A 19,627-nucleotide genomic window follows, 5' to 3' on the forward strand; every position below is an offset into this window, starting at 1 on the left:
ACTACAGTGGTTTACACGTAATAAAAGTGGCTTATAACCCCCATGGATAGGCCTTCAAACCGGCATTTCAGTGTGAAACGCGCCCATTGGAGAGCTCCACGCTCTGGCGCCAACTAGCGGACCTGTCCGCCATCAAATCAAGCGCTCATGAGATCCCGCTGCGGTAAAGAGATGCTTAAGCCTCGCATCCAGAAAAGCATGCTTCCACATTCCGTAGCATCCCCGGGGTTCTAAGCATCTGCATGTGACGTCGAAAGACCAAAGCACTGGCGACGTCGATTACTGGTGGTACGAACGTCGTGATGGACAGTGGATTTTTGCATGTGCGGACGCGGTTCAGCATCGTGCCGGCTTGGACAGCAGATGGTGGCCACTGCGATAACAGAAACTACTCATGAAACACTGAGGGGAAAATCGCCAGCACGTAAGCGACGGTCTTACGAACGGCACGCTGGCTGGAAGCAAATTTTGAAATCGAAGGAAAAACAGCGCAGTTGAGGGATTAGTTCCGAAAACGTCTTGGGAATTACTTCCTAGGACTGTAGTCCTGTCTTCAAATCTGTCCACACACCGCCCTGGTAGCCCAATGCTTAGATGCGCATAATGAATATTATGTTAAATTGCATCCTAATCCAGTTGTAGTGGCTCATCAGGTATTGGCCAATGTCTCGTTGAGCTTGCTGCCCGGTCAGGTAGCCCGTGGTCGGTATCCACTCTAATTTCAAGCTGTGAAAGACTCGCTCCATCGGTGCATTATCCCAACAGTTGCCTCGGCGGCTCATGCTCTGGCGCACGCCCGGCGCTGGGCTCGCAGGCCCGATAGGCACAGCGCAGCAGGCTGCTCTTGCCGCTGCCATTGGGGCCGATCAGGCCGACGAACTCACCGGCGCCAACCCTCAGGTCCACGCCTTGCAGCAGCGTCCTTGGCTGGCGCCCCGGCGCCTTCAACGCCCAGTCCAGGGCTTCGATATTCAGCGTTGTCATGCCGTGCCACCTCAGCAAGGCACCGGCCGGCTGGCCGGTGCAATCGTGTCAGAAGCTGTAGTCCGCCGTGACGAAGAACGAACGTGGCTCGCCCAGGTACCACTGCCGGCCATTATTGTCGGTGCTGGTGGCGTACAGGCGGTCGAACAGGTTGTTCAACTGCAGGCCCAAGGTCAGGTCCGCTTGTACGTGCCAGTCGAAGTTGGCATCGACCACGGTGTAGCCTGGCACCTTGACGGTGTTGGCGTTGTCCGCATAGCGGCTGTCGACGTAACGGGCCCCGGCGCCTGCGCTGAAGCGCTCGCCGAAGTCCTTGCTGAGCCACAGGTTGGCCGTGCGCCGCGGCACGTTGATCGGCCGGTTGCCCGAATAGTCGTTGCCAGCACTGGCGAACTCGTCGTACCTGGCCCGTACCCAGGCCGCGTTCGCCGACAGTTGCAGCTCGTACGGCAGGCGCAGTTCCAGGGTCGCCTCGAGGCCATCCGATGACTGCTGGCCTACCTGCTGTTGCAATGTCGGGTTCAGTGGGTCGGTGCTCAGCAACTTCTTCTTGACGATGTGGTACGCCGCCAGCGTCCACTCCCCTCGCCCTTCGGGCAGCATCTGCTTGATGCCGACCTCGGTCTGCTTGGCCGTGCTCAGGTCCCATTGCTGCTGGGCGGCGTTAAGGGTCAGCAGGTTGCTCACGCCCTCGGTGCTAGTGGCGTACTGGCCGTAGACCGACAGGTCCTCGGTCAGGGCGAACACAAGCCCCGCCCGCCAGTTGTCCCCCGACAGACTGCGATCGCTGCGGGTGTCGGCGAGCAAGTCCTCGCGGTTCAGGTGCACCTGGTCGCGGCGCACGCCGGTGATCAGCGACAGTCGATCGGTCAACTGCGTGCGGTTCTCGGCAAACAGCGAGAACTGCCGGGCCTGGTTGGCTTCACGGCTGCGGAACGGGTCATTGCTGATGTACTCGCCACCCCCGGAACCGGACAGCGGCACGGTGTCGCTCAGGGTGTTGCCGAAGTCGTGCTTGCGCACGAAACGGATGGAGTTGTAATCGGCGCCGACCACCGTCTGGCTGTCCAGGCCAAACAGCGAGTGCTGCAGGGTGAAGGTCTGGCGGTCGCCGATCTGCTCTTCGGTCTGCTTGATGCTGATGAAGTTGCTGCGCAGGATCTGGTCACCCGGTTGCCAGGTGTAGCTTTCGGCATTGCGCCAGCGGCGCTGGACCTTGAGGAAGTACAGCTGGTTGCTGGCGCTGAGGTTGTCGTTGATCTGCCAATCGGTGACCAACCGCGTGGACTGGTCGTTGTAGTGCACTTCGGCGTTGTCGACGTTGTAGTTGTGGTCGCGCAGCGACTCACGCAAATGCCCGTCCACCAGCGGCGTGCCGAAATACTGCTGCGGGTCCTGGTCGGCGTAGTCATGGCTGAGGGTGACGCTCAAGTCGTCATGCGGCTGCCAACGCAGCGAGCCACTGAGGGCGAGGCTCTGCGAATCGCCACGGTCGACCCAGCCGTTGCTGGCCAGTTTGTTCAGATTCAGCCGATAGCTTAGGGTATCGCTCAGCGAACCACCGCTGTCCAGGGCCATCTGGCGACGATCATCGGAGCCGTAACCCAGGCGAAGATGGTTACGGATCTCACCCTCGAACGGCTTTTTCGGCACCACGTTTACCGCCGCGCCGGTAGCGCCTTCGCCGTACAGCACCGACGCCGGGCCACGCAGGATGTCGATACGCTCAACCGACCAGGTGTCTACCGGGAAGGTGACCGTGCCCGCTCCGACATACAGGCGGGTGCCGTCATACAACTGCATGGTCGAACTGTGCCCGGTAAAGCCCCGCGCCGACAGGGCCGTGCCGCCGTTGCCGGGCGTGCCGATGAAGGTGATACCGGGGGAGCGGGTCACCGCGTCCTGGACGCTGGCATTGTTGCGCTCGAGGATTTGCGCCGAACTGATGCTAGTGACACTGGCAGGCGTCTCCAAAGCAGTGAGATTCAGGCGCGAGCCGCTGGTGGTCGGCGTATGCAGGTCTGGCTGAGGGTTCACCTCTGCGACACCGGTCACATCGGTGGCCGGTAAGGCCAGGGCTTGATCGGTTTCGGCGGCCTGGGCCGAAACGCACAGCAACAGGCAGGGCGCCAGGCTGGCACGCCGCATAGAAGCGGGCAAAGGACTGAACAGCGAAAGTCGGGACATGTCGTTCCACTTGAAGCAGGAATGGAAGAAGCCCGGAGGGATAAACGCACAGGGAAACGCAGGCGTGCGCCTACGCAAACCGGCCTGCGCCCGCCCACCGCGGGTTGCCTATATATGCTTCAGGCCGGTCTCCGGGCTCGCGAGGGTCATGAAGCATTCACCTTCCCATGCCAGGGCACAGTGGTCTTTCGAATGCTTCGCTCGCATACCGTTGCGGGGGCAGCGCCGGACTGATCATCACGCGATGACGAACCGGCTTCCCGTTTCACCCCAGGCTCGACGGCAAGGGGCACCTGAAATAGGCGCGCAGGGGAACATCAAAGTGCCGCTACGTCAAGCGCAGGCGGCAACTCAAGGGACGGCCTCACTCACCTTCCCCATGCCGCGGTGCGGGAAGGACATGCACATGCCCATGCTCGACCCCACGCTCCACCGTCAATTGTCGGGACAGGCGCTCAAGTGCCCCGCTCGGCCCTTGCAGCACCGAAACTTCCAGGCAATGGCCGGCATCCAGGTGCACGTGCAATGTGGAGCGCGTCAGTTCATGGTGGGCATGCAGGGTCTGGTTGAGGCGCTTGGGCAATTCGCGGCTGGCGTGGTCGTACAGATAGCTGACCACCGCCACGCACGGCGCCTCTTCGGGCAATGCCTCGGCTTCGCGCAGGCCGCTGCGCAGCAGATCGCGAATGGCCTCCGAGCGCCCTTGATAACCCTGCGCATCCACTCGCCGATCGATGAGATCCAGCAGATCTTCGTCCAGCGTGATGGTGATCCGTTGCATTTTGTAACTTCCAGTAAGATGATTTTACATAGACATCATACCCACCACTCTTTAGCCTACGGCCTCCGTAGAAGTGGGGGACGCAGTGTGAAGCAGCAGCCTGGCAAACGAAAGCCCGCCCTGTGGGGCATCTTCTGGCTCGCGGCGAGTACCTTCGCTCAAGCCGCCGACACCCAGGCGCCAAGCCCGACACTGGTGTACTCCTGGCCCGTCAACGCGGGCCCGCTCGACCCGCGCGGCTACTCGCCGAATCAGATGTACGCCCAGGCAATGGTGTATGAACCACTGGTGCGCTACACCCACGCCGGCACTGTCGAGCCGTGGCTGGCCACCGGTTGGAAGATCTCCGAAGACGGCAAGACCTACACCTTCACCCTGCGCGACGGGGTGCGCTTCAGCGATGGCAGTGTGTTCGATGCTGCGGCCGCCAAGGCCAACCTAGATGCGGCCCTGGCCAACCGCCAACGCCACCGCTGGATGGAATTGGTCAGCACCCTCGACCACGTAGAGGCCCCTGATCGGCTGACCTTGCGCCTGGTGCTCAAGCACCCTTACTACCCCACCCTGATGGAGCTGGCCCAGGTTCGCCCGCTGCGCTTCGGCGCGCCTGCTGCCAAGCCTGGGCAGCCCGTCGGTACCGGGCCCTGGGTACGTGCCGAGTCTCGTCTGGGCGAGTTCGACCGCTTCGAGCGCAACCCGCTGTACTGGGGGCCGAAGCCGGCCTACGACGAGGTCATGGTCAAGGTCATCCCCGACCCCAACAGCCGTGCGCTGGCGCTACAGGCTGGTGAAGTGGAACTGATCCAGGGCGCCGCAGGCGAGATCACCGCAGGCACCTTCGTGCGCCTGCGCGAGCAGGGCTATGCCACGGCACTGTCGGCGCCACTGGCTACGCGCACGCTGGCCATGAACACTGGCCGTGGTGCCACCCGCGACCTGGCGGTGCGCCAGGCGATCAACGAGGCGGTGGACAAGCAGGCAATCATCGACAAGATCCTTTACGGCCTGGAGCCCAAGGCCGACACACTGTTCGCCAGCAACATGCCGTACGCAGACATCGGTCTGAAACCCTACCCGTACGACCCCGCTCAGGCGATGCAGGAATTGGAGGCCGCAGGCTGGACACTCGCCCCCGGCGCGTCCGTGCGCAGCAAGGGCGGCGAGCCACTTACAATCGAACTGGTGTTTCTCGGCACCAGCGCCCTGCAGAAAAGCCTGGCCGAAGTGCTGCAGGGCGAGCTGGCCAAGGTCGGTATCCACATCGAACTGCGCGCCGTGGAAGAAGGTGGCTTGGTCCGCCGCCAGCGCGACGGTGATTTCGGCATGATCTTCGCCGATACCTGGGGCGCGCCCTACGATCCGCATTCGTTCGTCAGCTCGATGCGCTATGCCGGGCACGCCGACTACATGGCCCAGCGCGGCCTGGCGATCAAGGACGAGCTCGACCAACGCATCGGCCAGGTGCTGGCCAGCACCGACGAGCGACAACGCGCCGAGCAATACCGTTTCATCCTCACCACCCTTCACGAACAGGCGGTGTACCTGCCGATCTCGCACCTCACCGCCATCAGCGTGCGGCGTGACTCGGTGGCGCACGTGCAGTTCGGCAGCACCCTGTTCGACGTGCCGTTCGAGGCCATGACACCCAGGCAGGAGCCCTGACATGCTGCGCTATATCTTGATGCGCCTGGTGTTGCTGGTGCCGGTGATGTTCGGCGTGTCGCTGCTGGTGTTCGTGCTGTTACACCTGGGCAGCACGGACCCGGCGCTGGATTACCTGCGCTTGTCGCACATCCCACCGACCGATGCGGCCATCGCCGAGGTGCGCTACACCCTGGGGCTGGACCGGCCCTTGTACGCGCAATACCTGAGTTGGCTGTGGAACGCCCTGCACCTGGACTTCGGGATCTCCTTCCTCACCGGCCGCCCGGTGCTCGATGACCTGCTGTATTACCTGCCCGCCACTTTGCAACTGGGTGGCCTGGCCCTGGCCTGCACACTGTTGCTATCGATTCCGCTGGGGCTGCTGGGGGCACGCTGGCAGGGCCGCTGGCCCGACCATGCGGTGCGCGCGGTGACCTTCCTAGGCGTGTCGATGCCCAACTTCTGGCTGGCATTCTTGCTGATCGCGCTGTTCTCGCTGTGGCTGGGTTGGCTGCCGCCACTTGGGCGCGGCACGGCCGGGCACTTGATCATGCCGGTGCTGGCCATTGCGCTGATGTCGATGTCGATCAACGCCCGCCTGCTGCGCGCCAGCCTGCTCGAAGCCAGCGGCCAGCGGCATGTCACCTATGCCCGCGCCCGCGGCCTGCCCGAGCGTCAGGTGTGGCGCGACCATGTGTTGCGCAACGCCTGGCTGCCCTTCGTCACCGCCACCGGCATGCACGTGGGCGAGTTGATCGGGGGCGCGCTGGTGATTGAGACCATCTTCGCCTGGCCCGGCGTGGGCCGCTTTGCCGTCTCGGCGGTGCTCAACCGCGATTTCCCGGTGATGCAGTGCTTCACCCTGCTGCTGACCGGCTTGCTGATGGTCTGCAACCTCGTGGTGGACGTGTGCTACGCCTGGCTCGATCCGCGCAGCCGACTGGAGGGCGCAAGCGCATGAGCACGCTCTCGGTAATTCGTCGACCGGCACTGGCCGGTCATGCTGGCCTGGTTCTGGGTTCGGTGCTGGTCGGCCTGCTGGTGGTACTGGCCATGCTCGGCCAGTGGCTGGCGCCACACGATCCCGACCTGGTCGACCTCAGCCAGCGCCTGCTGCCGCCGGACGCCAGCCATTGGCTGGGCACCGACCACCTGGGCCGCGACCTGCTCTCGCGCCTGATCGTCGGCACTCGCCTGTCGTTGGGCAGCGTGATGCTAACCCTGGCACTTGTCCTGGCCCTCGGGCTGGCCGTGGGCGGCGTAGCGGGTTTCGTCGGCGGGCGGATAGACCTGTGGCTGATGCGCCTGTGCGACATGTTCATGACCTTCCCGACGCTGGTGCTGGCGTTCTTCTTCGTCACCTTGCTCGGCACCGGCCTGACCAACGTGATCGTCGCCATTGCCCTGTCGCATTGGGCCTGGTATGCACGCATGGTACGCGGCATGGTGATCGCCCAGCGTGGACGCGAATACGTGCTGGCCGCGCGGCTGGCCGGTGCTTCGCGCTGGAACCGTCTGCGCCAGCATGTTCTGCCCAATATCGCCGGCCCGCTGCTGGTGCTGGCAACCATGGACATCGGGCACATGATGCTGCACGTCTCGGGCTTGTCCTTCCTGGGCCTGGGGGTGACACCACCGACAGCCGAATGGGGCGTGATGATCAACGATGCCAAGGAATTCATCTGGACCCACCCACAACTGCTGCTGTTACCGGGGCTGATGATCTTCTTCTCGGTGATGGCCTTCAACCTGCTGGGCGATGCCCTGCGCGACCGCCTCGACCCGACCCGGGAGCTCCACTAGATGACCCCATCGACCCTTGAAGTGCGTGACCTGCGTATCGAGGCTCAAGCCGGACGGCTGGTGCATGGCGTCGACCTGCAACTGCGCCGCGGCGAAGTCTGTGCCCTGGTCGGGGCGAGTGGTTCGGGCAAGTCGCTCAGCTGCCTGGGCATGCTCGACCTGTTGCCGGCCGGCGTAGTGCGCACGCGGGGCCAGTTGCTGCTCGACGGCCAGCCCGTGAGCGCCGCCCAGGCACGCGGCCGCCTGGCCAGCCTGGTGCTGCAAAACCCGCGCAGCGCCTTCAACCCAGTACGCGACATGGCCAGCCACGGGCGGGAGACGCTACGCCTGCGCGGCACCACCGGCGCCGCTGCCCGCGAGCGCATGGCAGAGTGCCTGAGCGCCGTGGGCCTGGCAGATCATGCACGGGTCCTGCAATCGTTCGCCTTTCAACTCAGTGGCGGCATGCTGCAACGCATGATGATCGCGCTGGCGCTGATGGCCGAAACCCCTTTCCTGTTGGCCGACGAGCCCACCAGCGACCTTGACGCCCTGAGCCAGGCACGTTTTCTCGACGTGCTGATGCAGCTGGTCGAACGGCATGGCCTGGGCGTGCTGCTGGTCACCCACGACATGGGCGTGGTCGCCCGCTGCGCCGATCAGGTAGCCGTGATGGACGCTGGCCGCATCGTTGAACGCCAGCCCGTGCACGTGCTGTTCGAGCACCCGGCCAGCGCCACCGCTCGAACGCTTCTCGACGCCCACCAGACCCTCTGTGGGAGCCACCTATGAGCCTGCTGCACGCCCACAACCTGAGCCATCGCTACCGCACCGGCGGCCTGCTGCACAAACGCGGCTGGCTCCAAGTACTAGACGGCATCGACCTGCAGCTGCAACCAGGCGAATCGCTCGGTTTGCTGGGCAGCAGCGGCAATGGCAAAAGCACCCTCGCCCGCCTGCTGCTTGGGTTGGAAACCCCAAGCCAGGGCCAGGTGACTTTCGCCGGCCAGCCCGTCAGCCAATTGCGCGGCGAACAGGCACGGGCCTTCCAGCGTACCGTGCAGCTGGTGTTCCAGGACGCGCCGGGCGCCTTTAACCCGCAACGTAGCATCGGCTGGAGCATCACCGAGCCCCTGCGTCATTTGAGCGACTTGAATGAGGCAGCCCGCCACGCTCGTTGCGTTGAGTTGCTGGAGCAGATGGGGCTTGGCGCCGAGCATGCCGAACGCCTGCCGCAGCAGCTCAGCGGTGGTCAGCTACAGCGGGCCAACATTGCCCGCGCACTGGCGATCTCGCCAAAACTGGTGGTACTCGACGAGGCACTGTCGAACCTGGATCGGGCCCTGCAACTGCAACTGCTGCAACGCCTTGACGCACTGCGCCGCGACAACGGCACCGCGTTCATGCTGATCACACATGACCTGAGCCTGGTGCGTTACTTCTGCCAGCGGGTGGTCGTGCTGGACGCAGGACGCATCGTCGAGGACCGCGTGGTGAAAGGTGATCTGGCGTTCGACCACCCCGCCGGGCAGCAGCTGCAAGCCGCAGTGCTGCCTGAGCGTCCCAGAAAGACCAACGATAAGGTCAGGCGGTCTCGCGTTTGAACAATTTAGCACTGAATGCGATCGGCCCATGACAGCTGGAAAACCTGCACGAGCAGGTCCAGCGCACATTGCTGGGCGCAGCGTACCGTTTCTGCCATCACAATCAGGTGCACACCGCTGAGCTGTTGGGCCTGAGCCGTAATGTCACCCGCACGCTGCTGATCAACTTGGGCGAGTTGAAGGTTAATAGACGTCGCCCCGCCCAGGCGCAACCCGGTGAGCGAGTGCTGCACCTGTCTGTCTGACCATCACGCGAGCGCCACCAACGGTGCTCGCAGAGCCTTCACTCACACCGCCTGGACCCACTTCATCGTTAACTTGCTGACTCCACAGTTGCGCATAGCAACTTCCCTGGCTCAGCAAATGGTCATGCCGGTTATCTTCCAACACCGGCCCCCTCGTCGAACACCAGAATGCGGTCCAGATGAGCGCCGGTCGAAAGACCATGCGCAACAACCACGACGGTCTTGTCTTGCATGATTTCGTCCAGTTGCACTGGATGAAGCGCTCGGGTATCGAGTCGAGGCTTGAAGTGGCCTCGTCAATCAACAGAATCAGCGCATTCTTGAGCAGTACCTAGCCGATGGCGATGCACTGACGCTGCCCATCTGCCGTCACGCCGTGCTTGCGATGAACTTCAGGGCGCCTACCCGCTGAATCGCTTCATTTACCTCCTCCATTGCCTGAACCCAATATATCGAAAAACTGACGTAAGACTGTCCTGGATGACGCCAAGAGAATCGATGACGCTTCGTAATGCACATTTGCTAGACTCGCAACCTTTTGTTCGCGTGCGCTGCCGCGTCAAAGAGCCCTCAATGCAATAGGATGTGGCACCGTGTCGACCGATCAGAATCTGATACTCAAAGCCCCGGCCCCCTCGGGCGAACAGGCTGATAAACCCCACGCCAATCCAGACACGGTCAAATCCGCCCGGCAGCCAACGTCTTACCGCGCGGATATCGACGGGCTGCGCGGCGTCGCTGTGTTGCTCGTGCTGATTTATCACGGTGGCCTGTCCCTGTTCCCCTCCGGGTTCATCGGCGTCGACATTTTCTTCGTGATCTCGGGGTATCTCACCACAACGATCATCCTCAACGCGGCAAGCCGGGGTGAATTCAGCCTCAAGCAGTTCTACGTCAGACGCTTATGGCGGCTGCAGCCGGCCATATTGACGCTTTTGATCGTCACCCTCGGCGTCGCCAGCCTGCTATACCTGCCCAAGGACTTTGTCGACTTTCTGAAAAGCGAGAAGTACACCAGCCTGCTGCTGTCCAACCAATTCTTCTCGAAAGCTACCGACGGTTATGCCACCCCAGAAGCGGCCACGCTACCCTTGCTGCACACCTGGTCGCTGGCGGTGGAATGGCAGTGGTACATCGTGCTGCCGCTCGGGCTGATGGCGCTGACGCGTTATCTGGCGCCGCACCGATTGAAGATCGCGGTCGTGATACTCACCATCAGCTCGATCGCCATGGCCTTGTTGATCGCCAAGGCCACGCCCGACAAAAGCTACTACGCGTTCCTGGCGCGCATTTTTGAGCTGCTGATCGGCTCATGCGCCGCGGTGTTCGCCAACGACCGGCAACGGCTCAGCCGCTTCAGCGCGTCGGCCCTTGGCCTGCTAGCGTTGGGCGTAGTGATCTACGCCGCCACCCAGTCCATACCGACGACAGCTTACCCAGGCATCTACGCCATCGTGATCTGCGTGGCGACAGCGCTTTTGGTCTGTGCGCAGGTTGGCCAAAGCGGCATCAGCTCCAACTTGTTGAGCTGGCCTGCGTTGGTGTTCGTCGGGACCATTTCGTACTCGTTGTACTTATGGCATTGGCCAGTGATCGCGATCATCACCTACCTGGGCTTGGAAAAGACCCCGGCGGTGCTCGCCGGCTACTTCAGCGCATCGCTCGCATTAGGTATCGCCTCCTATTACCTGATCGAAAAACCGTTACGCCGGGTACGCCTAGGGTTTGGCAAGACTCTGATCCTTCTGCTCGTCATCCCTGCCATTGCGTTCTCAGCGCTGCACTCGGCAGGCGACCGCGCCGATGGGTGGATAAAGCGTTTTGGCAGCGCTGCGACGGACATCCTGCCGCGCCTCAAGGCAAGTGAAATCCCCCAGCGCGAACCTTGCCTGGGCGGCGCTACCGACGGCTCCGACAGCAGTTGTGTACTGGGCCTGCCAGGTGCCGGCAAGCGCGCGCTGCTGATGGGCGACTCTTATTCCAACCATTTCTGGGGCTTGGTGGACACGCTCAGCAAGGACGCCGGCATCTCCGTCACCGCTCAAGGTTACCCAGGCTGCCTGGCCCTGCCCGATGTCTATCTCTATGACTGGTGGAAATACAAGCATGCGCTTTACAAGAAATGCAACGCGGCTGCGACCGCTTATCACCAGCAGATTGCTCAAAACCACTATGACTACGTGATTATCGGCCTGACGTGGGACACATATGCCGACAGCAGCGCGGTGGTGTGGTCGATTGACGATCCGCGCTCTGAGGCCCTCTCGCGCGAACGGATGAAGGCCGCTTTGCTCAAGAGCCTGGAAATCATCGCGCAGTCCGGCGCCACGCCCGTGCTACTCAAGAGCAATATCGTCATGCCCGAAGGCGCCAATGATTGCCTGTACCGCACGATCAAACTCAGAAGTACGATCAAGGAACAACACTGCGCCACCAGCGTTGCGCAACCTGAAGAAAACCCTTGGCTTGCGCAACTGTTCATGGACGCCAAACAAGCACACCCGAACTTGCTGGTAATTGACCCCAAGGATGTTCAATGCACAGATGGCCAGTGCAAGCTGTTGATCGATGGCCTGCCGATCTACCGAGACATTGGCCACATCACCGACTTCGCCTCCAAGGCGATGGGCAGGCTCTACTTGCAGGCAAAAGGCAATCCCTTCAAAAGCGCGTCGATAAGCGATTGAGGATCGAGCTGGTCATCGGGCTGCTGAGTCATGCACGCAGCCCGTCAGATCAGCACGCGTCCAATCAGCGTAGTGGCCGCTGGCCTATACCGTAATGTCATCCCAGTAGGGCGGCGACCCTATGGCATCGAGCAAGAACTGCGATACGGCTCTGACTTTTTTCGAACGAAGTCGGTTTTCAGGTGAAATCAGATGAATCTGGCTCGTCACCGGCTCGATGGAGCCCGTCCACTCAGGCAGCAATTGCACCAAGCGCCCTTCGCTGAAGTACGCTCTGCTGAATAACCACGTCGGAAATAACACGATGCCCATTCCACCGAGTGCAGCCTCGACGAGCGCATCAGCATTATTGCTGCGCAGGGGGCCTTGCACATCGATCACCTCAAGCTGGTGATCGGGTTGTCGTCTGAAGTGCCAGCGCTGCATCCCTGCCTGCCCTTTGTATACCAGGCAGCTGTGGGCTCTCAGCTCTTGCGGGGTGTGAGGCGCGCCGTGCTTGGCAAGATACGCTGCACTTGCACACAGCACGTAGCGCTGATCGCAGATTTTGCGGCCTATGAGTGCCGAGTTCTCCAGATGCCCGACCCTGATGGTGATATCGACACCCTCCAGAACCGGGTCGATGTACAGGTCCGAAAGCATCAGTTCGACAATCAGCTCGGGGTATTGTGCATGTAGCCTTTCGACCAAATGGGCTAGATGCAGCCGCCCCAGCGCCACCGGGGCATTGAGTTTAACCAGCCCGCGAATGTCACCCCCCTTCCCTGCAGCATCTTCGTTGGCTGCGTCCAGTAACTCCAACACTTCGCGAACTTGCAGAAAATACCGCTCGCCGGCATCGGTGAGGCTGACCGCACGGGTATTGCGGTACAGCAGTTGTTGCCCGAGTTCTTTTTCAAGGGCAGCTATGAATCGTGAAACGGACGATGCGGGTACCTGAAAGTGCCGCGCGGTGGCCGCAAAACTGCCTGTTGCAGCCACCATGGCGAAGTACCGATGGGCTTTGAGGTGCATACGGGTCGATCGCCTCTATAGCATTGCTGGAATCGCAATTATGTCTTGCTATACGGCTCAATTGTGGCACTTACAGCAAGAAAATATCATCTGCCAATTCTACCCACGAGATGGCTTTGATAATGCGCTTTTGGATCATTCCGTTAGTTGTTCTGGCAGGCATGGGGCTCTCAGTCGAGGCCGGCCTGCTGGGCCCATTAGGTTCGCAGGTCGGTCACCTTTGGGCCACGTTGGGGATCTTTGCGATTGGCTCACTACTGCTGACTTTCGGGCTGATTTTTGGCCGCCCGCGCTTGAGCACATTGTTCGCACAGCCGCGCTGGATGCTCAGTGGCGGCGTACTAGGGCCGATATACGTCGGCGCATTGACCATCGCCACCCCTCACATTGGTGTTGGGTTGACCATGGTGGGGATTCTGTTCGGTCAACTTGGCTCGAGCCTGATCATCGACCATTGGGGTTTGCTCGGTAGCGCCAAGCGCCATGTCGACCGATATCGGGTAGGCGCCTTGGTCGCCATCCTTGCCGCGCTGTGGCTCATTCACTGAGGAGAACCGTAATGGTTGTTGTGATGCTGTTGGTTGTTGTACTCGGTGGTGCCGTGCTCTGCGCGCAATCGGCTGTCAATGGTCGCCTTGGCGCAGATGTCGGGGTGCTGGAAAGTGCCTGGTTGACCTTTGTCATGGGCACCATGGTTAGTTTCTTGCTGGCATTCTTTCTGGAACCGCCACACGCCTGGAATTTGTTCACCGTTGCGCGTTGGCAGGTCACTGGCGCGTTTTTCGGGGTGATCTACATGCTGGCTATCGTCTTTGCTATCCCCCGTGTGGGTACTGCGGTGGCAACGGTATCGGTCATCAGTGGCCAACTGCTGATGAGTTTGCTGATCGATCACTTTGGTTGGTTTGGCAATCCGGTCATTCCACTTGGCACCAACCGGCTTGCTGCCTTGGTGCTGCTTGCCATCGCTCTGGTGCTTATCTATCGCAGTAATGCCGTTCGCGAGAGCGATCGACAGATGCAGGCATCACTCGCAGAGTGAGTGGGGGCAGCCTTGTACACGTCTGTCAGGAGTACGTGAGTGCAAGCGCGGACAGTGACAGACACAGGGCTGCCACCGCCGTCAAACGCAGGCGCATTGGCCGGTACCAGGCGGGTAGATTCTGCGGCAGGCTGCGATCTTGCCAAAGATGAGCCACGAACCCGCAGGCCAGAGCAAAACAAGCCAGCGCCGCAGGCATCAGTGTGCAGGCCCAACCGAGCAATGCCGGGATTACACTCCACAGCAACCGGTTTTGACGCTCCTTGGCCTCCAGGCCTGGGAGCAGCATGGCAAACCCCCAGTGAAGGGCGCCGATGAAGCTTAGTATTACAGCGCCATAGCTCACGATTGCTACTGCTGCCAAGGCCTCGAACGAAGCCTTGCTTATGATCAGTACCGTCAAAGCAATGAACGGTAGCAGCCCACCGTAGCCCAGCACGGTAAATCGACCTGGCGGTAGGGGTGAAGAAAGTTCGCTCATGGGCACCTCTCTAGTTGCGGCAAAACCGATGCAGGGTACTGAAAAATCGTACACGGTTAACGCGTGTCACATTTGGATGCTCCGCTGTTGCATCGGCTTGCACCGTCGGGGTGCGGTAGCCAGTGCAAGCTCGGACGCAAACGGCAGAACAACCGGTAACAAACTTCGAGCAAGGGACGTAATGGTCGCCATGCCAATGGCGCGACCCATACGGCTGCGTTTGCTGCGCGCCATGCCCAGAGCGTGGCATCCAGGCCCGTGACCCACTGCCCGCTGGCGAACCTTGCATGCAAGCACGAGGTTAATTGCGCCACCGTCAAACCCAGAGGCGTTGGGTCGAAATCGGGGCTGCGGATGTCCACCAAGCACAGCCTCGCCTCAGTGGACCGTTTGCGTAGAAAGGCAATCTCCCTTGCGCACAAAGGGCAGGCGCCATCGTAATACAGTGTCAATGGCCACTTATAAAACATGTACAAACACTCATTCTTGTACAGGAATCTGTACAAGTTAGCTGAAGCAGAAAAAATCGCAATAGCTGATCTTACCCCCGATCCGACAAGAGCCCTTCGCAACTGGGGGGTCGAATAAACCGAAGAGGTCAAGGTGAAGTGATGATGAAGCTCAGCACAGGCGGGCTTTGTCTCATCAGTCTGAAGCCGTGAGGATGACAGCCGAATTTTCACTATAAGTGTGAAAGTATTACTGCGTTCGAGCGGTTTTTTCAGCCAATTCAAACGAATAGGCTTGTTCGCTATCCATCAAGAGGTCCAGCCCATGAAGGCCATCGTCTACACCCAACCCGGTTTACCCATTGAAGACCCACAGTCGCTGTACGACGCCGAGTTACCCGTACCCAAGCCTGGGGCCCACGATCTGCTGGTGGAAATCAAGGCGATTGCCGTCAACCCGGTAGATACCAAAATCCGTGCAAGCCGGGGCGCAGACCAACCCCAAGTGCTTGGCTGGGACGCGGTTGGGGTGGTACGCGAAATAGGCGCCGAAGTGACATTGTTTCAGCCGGGCGATGAAGTGTTCTATGCCGGTGCCATCGACCGGCCTGGCACGTACAGTGAGTATCACCTGGTAGACGAACGCATTGTGGGCCGTAAGCCCCGTACCCTGGATAACGCTAGCGCCGCCGCCCTGCCCCTGACCTCCATCACAGCCTGGGAACTGTTGTTCGACCGTTTGGGCATTGAAGCTGACGGCGGCCAGGGCAAACGTCTTCTGGTCATTGGTGCTGGTGGGGGTGTTGGCTCGATATTGATTCAACTTGCCAGCAAGCTTACGCAACTGACAGTGATTGCCAGCGCATCCCGGCCGCAGACGCAACAATGGGTCAAGGCGCTGGGCGCGCATCATGTGGTCGATCATTCGCAAGCGCTGCAACCGCAGTTAGCAGCGCTGGAACTCGATCCAGTTGATTATGTAATCAGCCTGACGCACACCGACACCTACCTGGCTCAATTGGTCGAGGTGCTCCGGCCTCAGGGCAAGCTCGCATTGATCGACGATCCCGCACAGCTCGATGTGGTGCCGCTCAAGCGCAAATCGCTGTCCTTGCACTGGGAGCTGATGTTCACGCGCTCGCTCTACCAGACCCAAGACATGGTCAACCAGCACCATCTGCTGCAGCGCGTTTCGCAACTGGTCGATGAAGGGGTACTCAAGACCACCATGGGCGAACACTTCGGTACCATCAACGCCGCTAATCTCAAGCGGGCTCATGCGCTCATCGAGAGCGGCAAGGCCAAAGGTAAAATCGTTCTTGAGGGATTTTGATCAGGGATAACGACCGAGGGATGCCTCGATGACATCCTCGATCGCTGTGACCACTTGGCGCGTGGCCTCGGCGATGGTGCCCTCGTTGCGGCATAGCATCCAGCCCTGATCCGCAACCGCCCGCTCGAAGGCTTCGGTACAGGCGACCTGCTCTTGCAGCCTGTACATCACTGTACTGCCCAACCCGCGGTTGCGTGCCGCAGCCCTCGCCCACGAGGTATCGGGCGAAGTGACCACGCCAACGTGCAAGTCCGGCACTTGCACATTGCGTTCGCGGTTCATTCGCAGTATTTGCGAAAAGGGCACCGACCGGCGAAAAGCGGCATCGGAGGGGTACCAACGGTCGATGAGAATGATGCTGTCGCCAGGCTGCTTGGGCAACACATTCCTGGTAATCCACGCGCGACTCTCGGCCAGGCGCTCGCATACCTGCAACTCCAGGGCCTGGCTGTGGTTTCTGGCCAACTGATTCACCAACGTCATGGTCGGCCCCCTGAAGGGGTCGCTTTTCTTTTCGCACAGCCTGACCACCTTGTGGTTGGCGGCCCTCAATGCCTGGGTGACCGCCTCCAGCAACGTAGTTTTGCCGGTGCCCTTGGGGCCATCCAGCGCAATGAATAAAGGACGGGGCATGTTTGGCAAGGTTTGGTTAGTTGCTGAAGAGAGGGTGAGTATGATGCATCGAAACACTCAAGGTATTGCATTTGAGCAGCCGCAAGGCCAAGAGCACATTTGTACTCCTTCAGTGTTTTCCAGCTTTTTTTGAATTTTTACGCGGCGTTTGAGCGAAGCGATGCTGTACTGTAGGTGAAATACTCACCTCACCTAACGGCACAGGACCGATGCCCTTCGACCCCCAGATCAATCTGACTAACTGTGATCGAGAGCCAATCCAAATCCCTGGCAGCATTCAGCCCCACGGCTGTTTGCTGGCCTGCGATGCCTCAGCGACCGTGGTACTGCGCCATTCGGTAAATCTGCCGACAATGCTCGGCTTGACCTGTGCAATCAATGGTCAGCAACTGAGCGCCCTGCTCGGCCACGAGGTGGCACACACCCTGCGTAATTCGCTCGCCCGCACCCGTGAGGGCGCACGCCCCTCGCAGACCTTCAGCGTGGTGCTGCCGTCGGGCCGCACGTTCGATGTCTCGACCCATTTATTCAAGGGCAGCGCAATCATCGAGTTCGAGCCCGCTGGCGCCGGCATCGCCGAGCCCATCGAAATGGCACGTACGCTCATTGCTCAATTGCGTGAGGTTGACCAGCCACTGAAACTGTTCCGAGATGCCGCCCGGTTCGTGCGTGCGGTGCTCGGTTATGACCGGGTGATGATTTACCAGCTGGGAAGTGACGGTGCCGGCAAGGTTGTGGCCGAAGCCAAGCGCGGCGACCTGGAAAGCTTCCTCGGCCAGTACTTCCCCGGGTCCGATATTCCCCAACAGGCCCGCGCCCTTTACCTGCGCAACCCGATCCGGGTCATTTCCGACGTCGCCTACCAGCGCGTTGCGATCGACCCGGTGTTGGATCCATCCGGCGAACCCTTAGACCTTTCCTACGCTCACTTGCGGAGCGTGTCACCGGTGCACTGTGAATACCTGACCAACATGGGCGTCGGCGCATCCATGTCGATTTCGGTGATCGTCGATGGCGCACTATGGGGGCTGATCGCCTGCCACCATTACTCACCCCGTTCGCTGAGCATGGGGCAACGGGTAGCGGCCGAAATGTTCGGTGAGTTCTTCTCGCTGCACATACAGACGCTGCGTACCCGTGAGCACCTGAGCGCGGCGGTCAACGTCCACAAGGCGCTGGATGCGTTGCTCAGCGATGCCAACCGTACTGCGAACATCGAGACGTTCTTCCAGTCGCGGCTCGGTCAATTCCAGTCGCTGATACCCTGCGACGGCATCGGCATGTCGATCCAAGGGCGCTGGGTGTCGAACGGGCTGACGCCGCCCCACGCTGCCATCGCCGACCTGCTGGCCCTTGCACAGAGCATTGCCGCGGGCAAGACCTGGGCATCCAACCGGCTTTCGATGACGCACCCTGCAGCCCAACAATACGCCACGCAAGCCTCCGGTGTGCTGATTATCCCGATGTCGCAAACGCCAAGGGACTACCTCATGCTGTTTCGCAAGGAGGTCGTGGAAACCTTGGATTGGGCCGGCGACCCGAACAAAACGTACGAGACAGGTGCACTTGGCGACCGCTTGACGCCACGCAAGAGCTTCGCGATCTGGAAAGAAACCGTGCATCAGCAGTCGGTGCCCTGGAGCGAACAGGATCGGCAATTTGGCGAGGCAATTCGCAAAGCGATCGTCGAAGTGGTGCTGCACAACACTGAACTGCTCGCCAATGAGCGCTCGAAGGCTGATATCCGCCAGCGCATGCTCAATGAAGAGCTCAACCATCGGGTCAAGAACATTCTGTCACTGATCGGTGCGCTGGTTGCTCACCCCGTGTCCGAGCAGCAGAGCATCAAGGACTATGTGGCAAACCTCAAAGGCCGCATCCACGCACTTTCCCTGGCCCACGACCAGGTCGTGCGCGGTGATGGTGGGGGGCGCCTGGCAACCTTGCTCGACGCCGAGTTATCGCCGTACCGCACGTCAGCCGGCGCGATTGAGCTCAATGGGCCCAACGTGATTCTCGATGCGCGGGCGTATTCGGTCATGGCCTTGGTGCTGCACGAGCTCGCCACCAATGCGGCCAAGTACGGAGCACTGTCCAGAGCCGGTGGCAAGCTCAGTGTCACGTGGGAACTCGACGCCGGTCAGGCCTGCGACATCACTTGGCGTGAATACCATGGGCCAACGGTTCTTGCGCCCAGGCGCACAGGCTTTGGCACAGTGCTGATCGACCGCAGCATCCCATTCGACCTAGGTGGCACCAGCAGAGTCGAATACCTGCCTGAAGGGCTGCAGGGCTTTTTCAAGATCCCGTCCCGGCACCTGTCATTGAGCACAGACCCCGAGAGCCCCTGCCCTGTCACGCAGTTAGCGCAACAGAGCAACGTGCTGGCCGCGTACAACGATGCCTGTGTACTCATCCTGGAAGATCAGTTGGTGATTGCCGTGGGCTTGGAGCAGATACTCAACGACGCCCAGGTCACCGATGTCATCACCGCAGGCTCAGAGAGCGAAGCCATGAAGGTGCTGGCCAGCCGAACACCCGATGTAGCGATACTGGACATCAATCTGGGCACTGGGACTTCGGTCAATGTTGCAGATGAACTGGCGCGAAGAGGTGTGCCGTTCGTGTTCGCCACCGGCTATGGCGACGGCGCCAGCATTGCCCAGCACCTGCAACACGTGAAAGTGATCCGCAAGCCCTACGATGCCAATACCATTCTGGCCAGCCTGCAAGAACTGCTTGCTCCATGACCGGCAGCAGG

Annotated in this window: 16 protein-coding genes, 3 pseudogenes and 1 riboswitch; of the genes and pseudogenes, 11 read left to right on the forward strand and 8 right to left on the reverse strand. The window is 60.8% G+C overall.

All coding sequences use genetic code 11. The annotated features are described in order from the left end of the window. Nucleotides 1-590: 590 nt before the first annotated feature. From J5M56_RS04510 to nikR, 4 genes and pseudogenes are all read right to left on the reverse strand, one after another. Nucleotides 591-788, reverse strand: a pseudogene (locus J5M56_RS04510) (integrase core domain-containing protein); the annotation flags it as partial. 16 nt (nucleotides 789-804) lie between these two features. Continuing rightward, nucleotides 805-984, reverse strand: a pseudogene (locus J5M56_RS04515) (ATP-binding cassette domain-containing protein); the annotation flags it as partial. A gap of 48 nt (nucleotides 985-1,032) precedes the next feature. After that, nucleotides 1,033-3,171 (reverse strand): TonB-dependent receptor, encoded by a 2,139-nt coding sequence (locus J5M56_RS04520; RefSeq protein ID WP_207869964.1) that lies wholly within the window; start codon nucleotides 3,169-3,171, stop codon nucleotides 1,033-1,035. 104 nt (nucleotides 3,172-3,275) lie between these two features. Continuing rightward, nucleotides 3,276-3,483: riboswitch (cobalamin riboswitch) on the reverse strand. A 52-nt stretch (nucleotides 3,484-3,535) separates the two neighbouring features. Further along, complete coding sequence (gene nikR / locus J5M56_RS04525; protein WP_207869966.1) at nucleotides 3,536-3,952, reverse strand: nickel-responsive transcriptional regulator NikR; 417 nt, start codon at nucleotides 3,950-3,952, stop codon at nucleotides 3,536-3,538. A gap of 87 nt (nucleotides 3,953-4,039) precedes the next feature. On the opposite strand from nikR, the gene nikA reads away from it, so the two are divergent. The 7 genes and pseudogenes from nikA (at nucleotide 4,040) to J5M56_RS04565 (ending at nucleotide 11,914) form a co-directional block, all read left to right on the forward strand. Continuing rightward, nucleotides 4,040-5,614, forward strand: coding sequence for a nickel ABC transporter substrate-binding protein (gene nikA / locus J5M56_RS04530; RefSeq protein ID WP_207869968.1), 1,575 nt, complete (start codon nucleotides 4,040-4,042; stop codon nucleotides 5,612-5,614). A gap of 1 nt (nucleotide 5,615) precedes the next feature. Further along, a complete protein-coding gene (gene nikB / locus J5M56_RS04535) occupies nucleotides 5,616-6,557 on the forward strand; it encodes a nickel ABC transporter permease subunit NikB (RefSeq protein ID WP_207869970.1) in 942 nt (313 codons plus the stop codon). Then, the gene (nikC, locus tag J5M56_RS04540; RefSeq protein WP_207869972.1) at nucleotides 6,554-7,399 is read left to right on the forward strand and encodes a nickel ABC transporter permease subunit NikC; all 846 of its coding nucleotides are present in this window, start codon (nucleotides 6,554-6,556) and stop codon (nucleotides 7,397-7,399) included. Before nikB ends, nikC begins: the two co-directional genes overlap by 4 nt. Next, entirely contained in the window at nucleotides 7,400-8,170 is a 771-nt protein-coding gene (gene nikD, locus J5M56_RS04545) for a nickel import ATP-binding protein NikD (protein ID WP_207869974.1), read from the forward strand. Next, nucleotides 8,167-8,982: a nickel import ATP-binding protein NikE gene (gene nikE, locus J5M56_RS04550; protein ID WP_207869976.1), complete on the forward strand. Its 816-nt coding sequence runs from the start codon at nucleotides 8,167-8,169 to the stop codon at nucleotides 8,980-8,982. Before nikD ends, nikE begins: the two co-directional genes overlap by 4 nt. A gap of 44 nt (nucleotides 8,983-9,026) precedes the next feature. Continuing rightward, nucleotides 9,027-9,227 (forward strand): annotated as a pseudogene (locus J5M56_RS04555) (sigma-54-dependent Fis family transcriptional regulator); the annotation flags it as partial. A 593-nt stretch (nucleotides 9,228-9,820) separates the two neighbouring features. After that, on the forward strand, nucleotides 9,821-11,914 hold the full coding sequence (locus J5M56_RS04565) for an acyltransferase family protein (RefSeq protein WP_207869980.1): 2,094 nt from the start codon (nucleotides 9,821-9,823) through the stop codon (nucleotides 11,912-11,914). 84 nt (nucleotides 11,915-11,998) lie between these two features. On the opposite strand, the gene J5M56_RS04570 is transcribed toward J5M56_RS04565, so the two are convergent. After that, on the reverse strand, nucleotides 11,999-12,928 hold the full coding sequence (locus tag J5M56_RS04570) for a LysR family transcriptional regulator (protein WP_186477251.1): 930 nt from the start codon (nucleotides 12,926-12,928) through the stop codon (nucleotides 11,999-12,001). A gap of 122 nt (nucleotides 12,929-13,050) precedes the next feature. On the opposite strand from J5M56_RS04570, the gene J5M56_RS04575 reads away from it, so the two are divergent. Both J5M56_RS04575 and J5M56_RS04580 read left to right on the forward strand, forming a co-directional pair. Beyond that, nucleotides 13,051-13,476, forward strand: a complete 426-nt coding sequence (locus J5M56_RS04575) for a DMT family transporter (protein ID WP_186477250.1) — start codon at nucleotides 13,051-13,053, stop codon at nucleotides 13,474-13,476. Nucleotides 13,477-13,487: 11 nt separating this feature from the next. After that, nucleotides 13,488-13,970: a DMT family transporter gene (locus J5M56_RS04580; RefSeq protein WP_207869982.1), complete on the forward strand. Its 483-nt coding sequence runs from the start codon at nucleotides 13,488-13,490 to the stop codon at nucleotides 13,968-13,970. A gap of 25 nt (nucleotides 13,971-13,995) precedes the next feature. Here the strand turns inward: J5M56_RS04580 and J5M56_RS04585 are convergent, their stop codons facing one another. Then, the gene (locus J5M56_RS04585; RefSeq protein ID WP_207869984.1) at nucleotides 13,996-14,451 is read right to left on the reverse strand and encodes a DUF3429 domain-containing protein; all 456 of its coding nucleotides are present in this window, start codon (nucleotides 14,449-14,451) and stop codon (nucleotides 13,996-13,998) included. A 56-nt stretch (nucleotides 14,452-14,507) separates the two neighbouring features. After that, a complete protein-coding gene (locus tag J5M56_RS04590) occupies nucleotides 14,508-14,921 on the reverse strand; it encodes a DUF393 domain-containing protein (RefSeq protein ID WP_207870149.1) in 414 nt (137 codons plus the stop codon). Nucleotides 14,922-15,225: 304 nt separating this feature from the next. Between J5M56_RS04590 and J5M56_RS04595 the strand changes: the two genes are divergently transcribed. After that, nucleotides 15,226-16,233, forward strand: coding sequence for a zinc-binding alcohol dehydrogenase family protein (locus J5M56_RS04595; RefSeq protein ID WP_207870152.1), 1,008 nt, complete (start codon nucleotides 15,226-15,228; stop codon nucleotides 16,231-16,233). Here J5M56_RS04595 and J5M56_RS04600 read toward each other — a convergent pair whose 3' ends face one another. Beyond that, nucleotides 16,234-16,866: a dTMP kinase gene (locus J5M56_RS04600; RefSeq protein WP_207869986.1), complete on the reverse strand. Its 633-nt coding sequence runs from the start codon at nucleotides 16,864-16,866 to the stop codon at nucleotides 16,234-16,236. A 209-nt stretch (nucleotides 16,867-17,075) separates the two neighbouring features. Between J5M56_RS04600 and J5M56_RS04605 the strand changes: the two genes are divergently transcribed. Further along, nucleotides 17,076-19,616 carry an HWE histidine kinase domain-containing protein gene (locus J5M56_RS04605; protein WP_207869988.1) on the forward strand — a complete coding sequence of 847 codons (2,541 nt, stop codon included), beginning with the start codon at nucleotides 17,076-17,078 and terminating at the stop codon, nucleotides 19,614-19,616. Nucleotides 19,617-19,627 lie beyond the last annotated feature (11 nt).

The organism is Pseudomonas sp. 51_B (assembly GCF_017491595.1).
GTDB classification, from domain to species: Bacteria; Pseudomonadota; Gammaproteobacteria; order Pseudomonadales; family Pseudomonadaceae; genus Aquipseudomonas; species Aquipseudomonas promysalinigenes.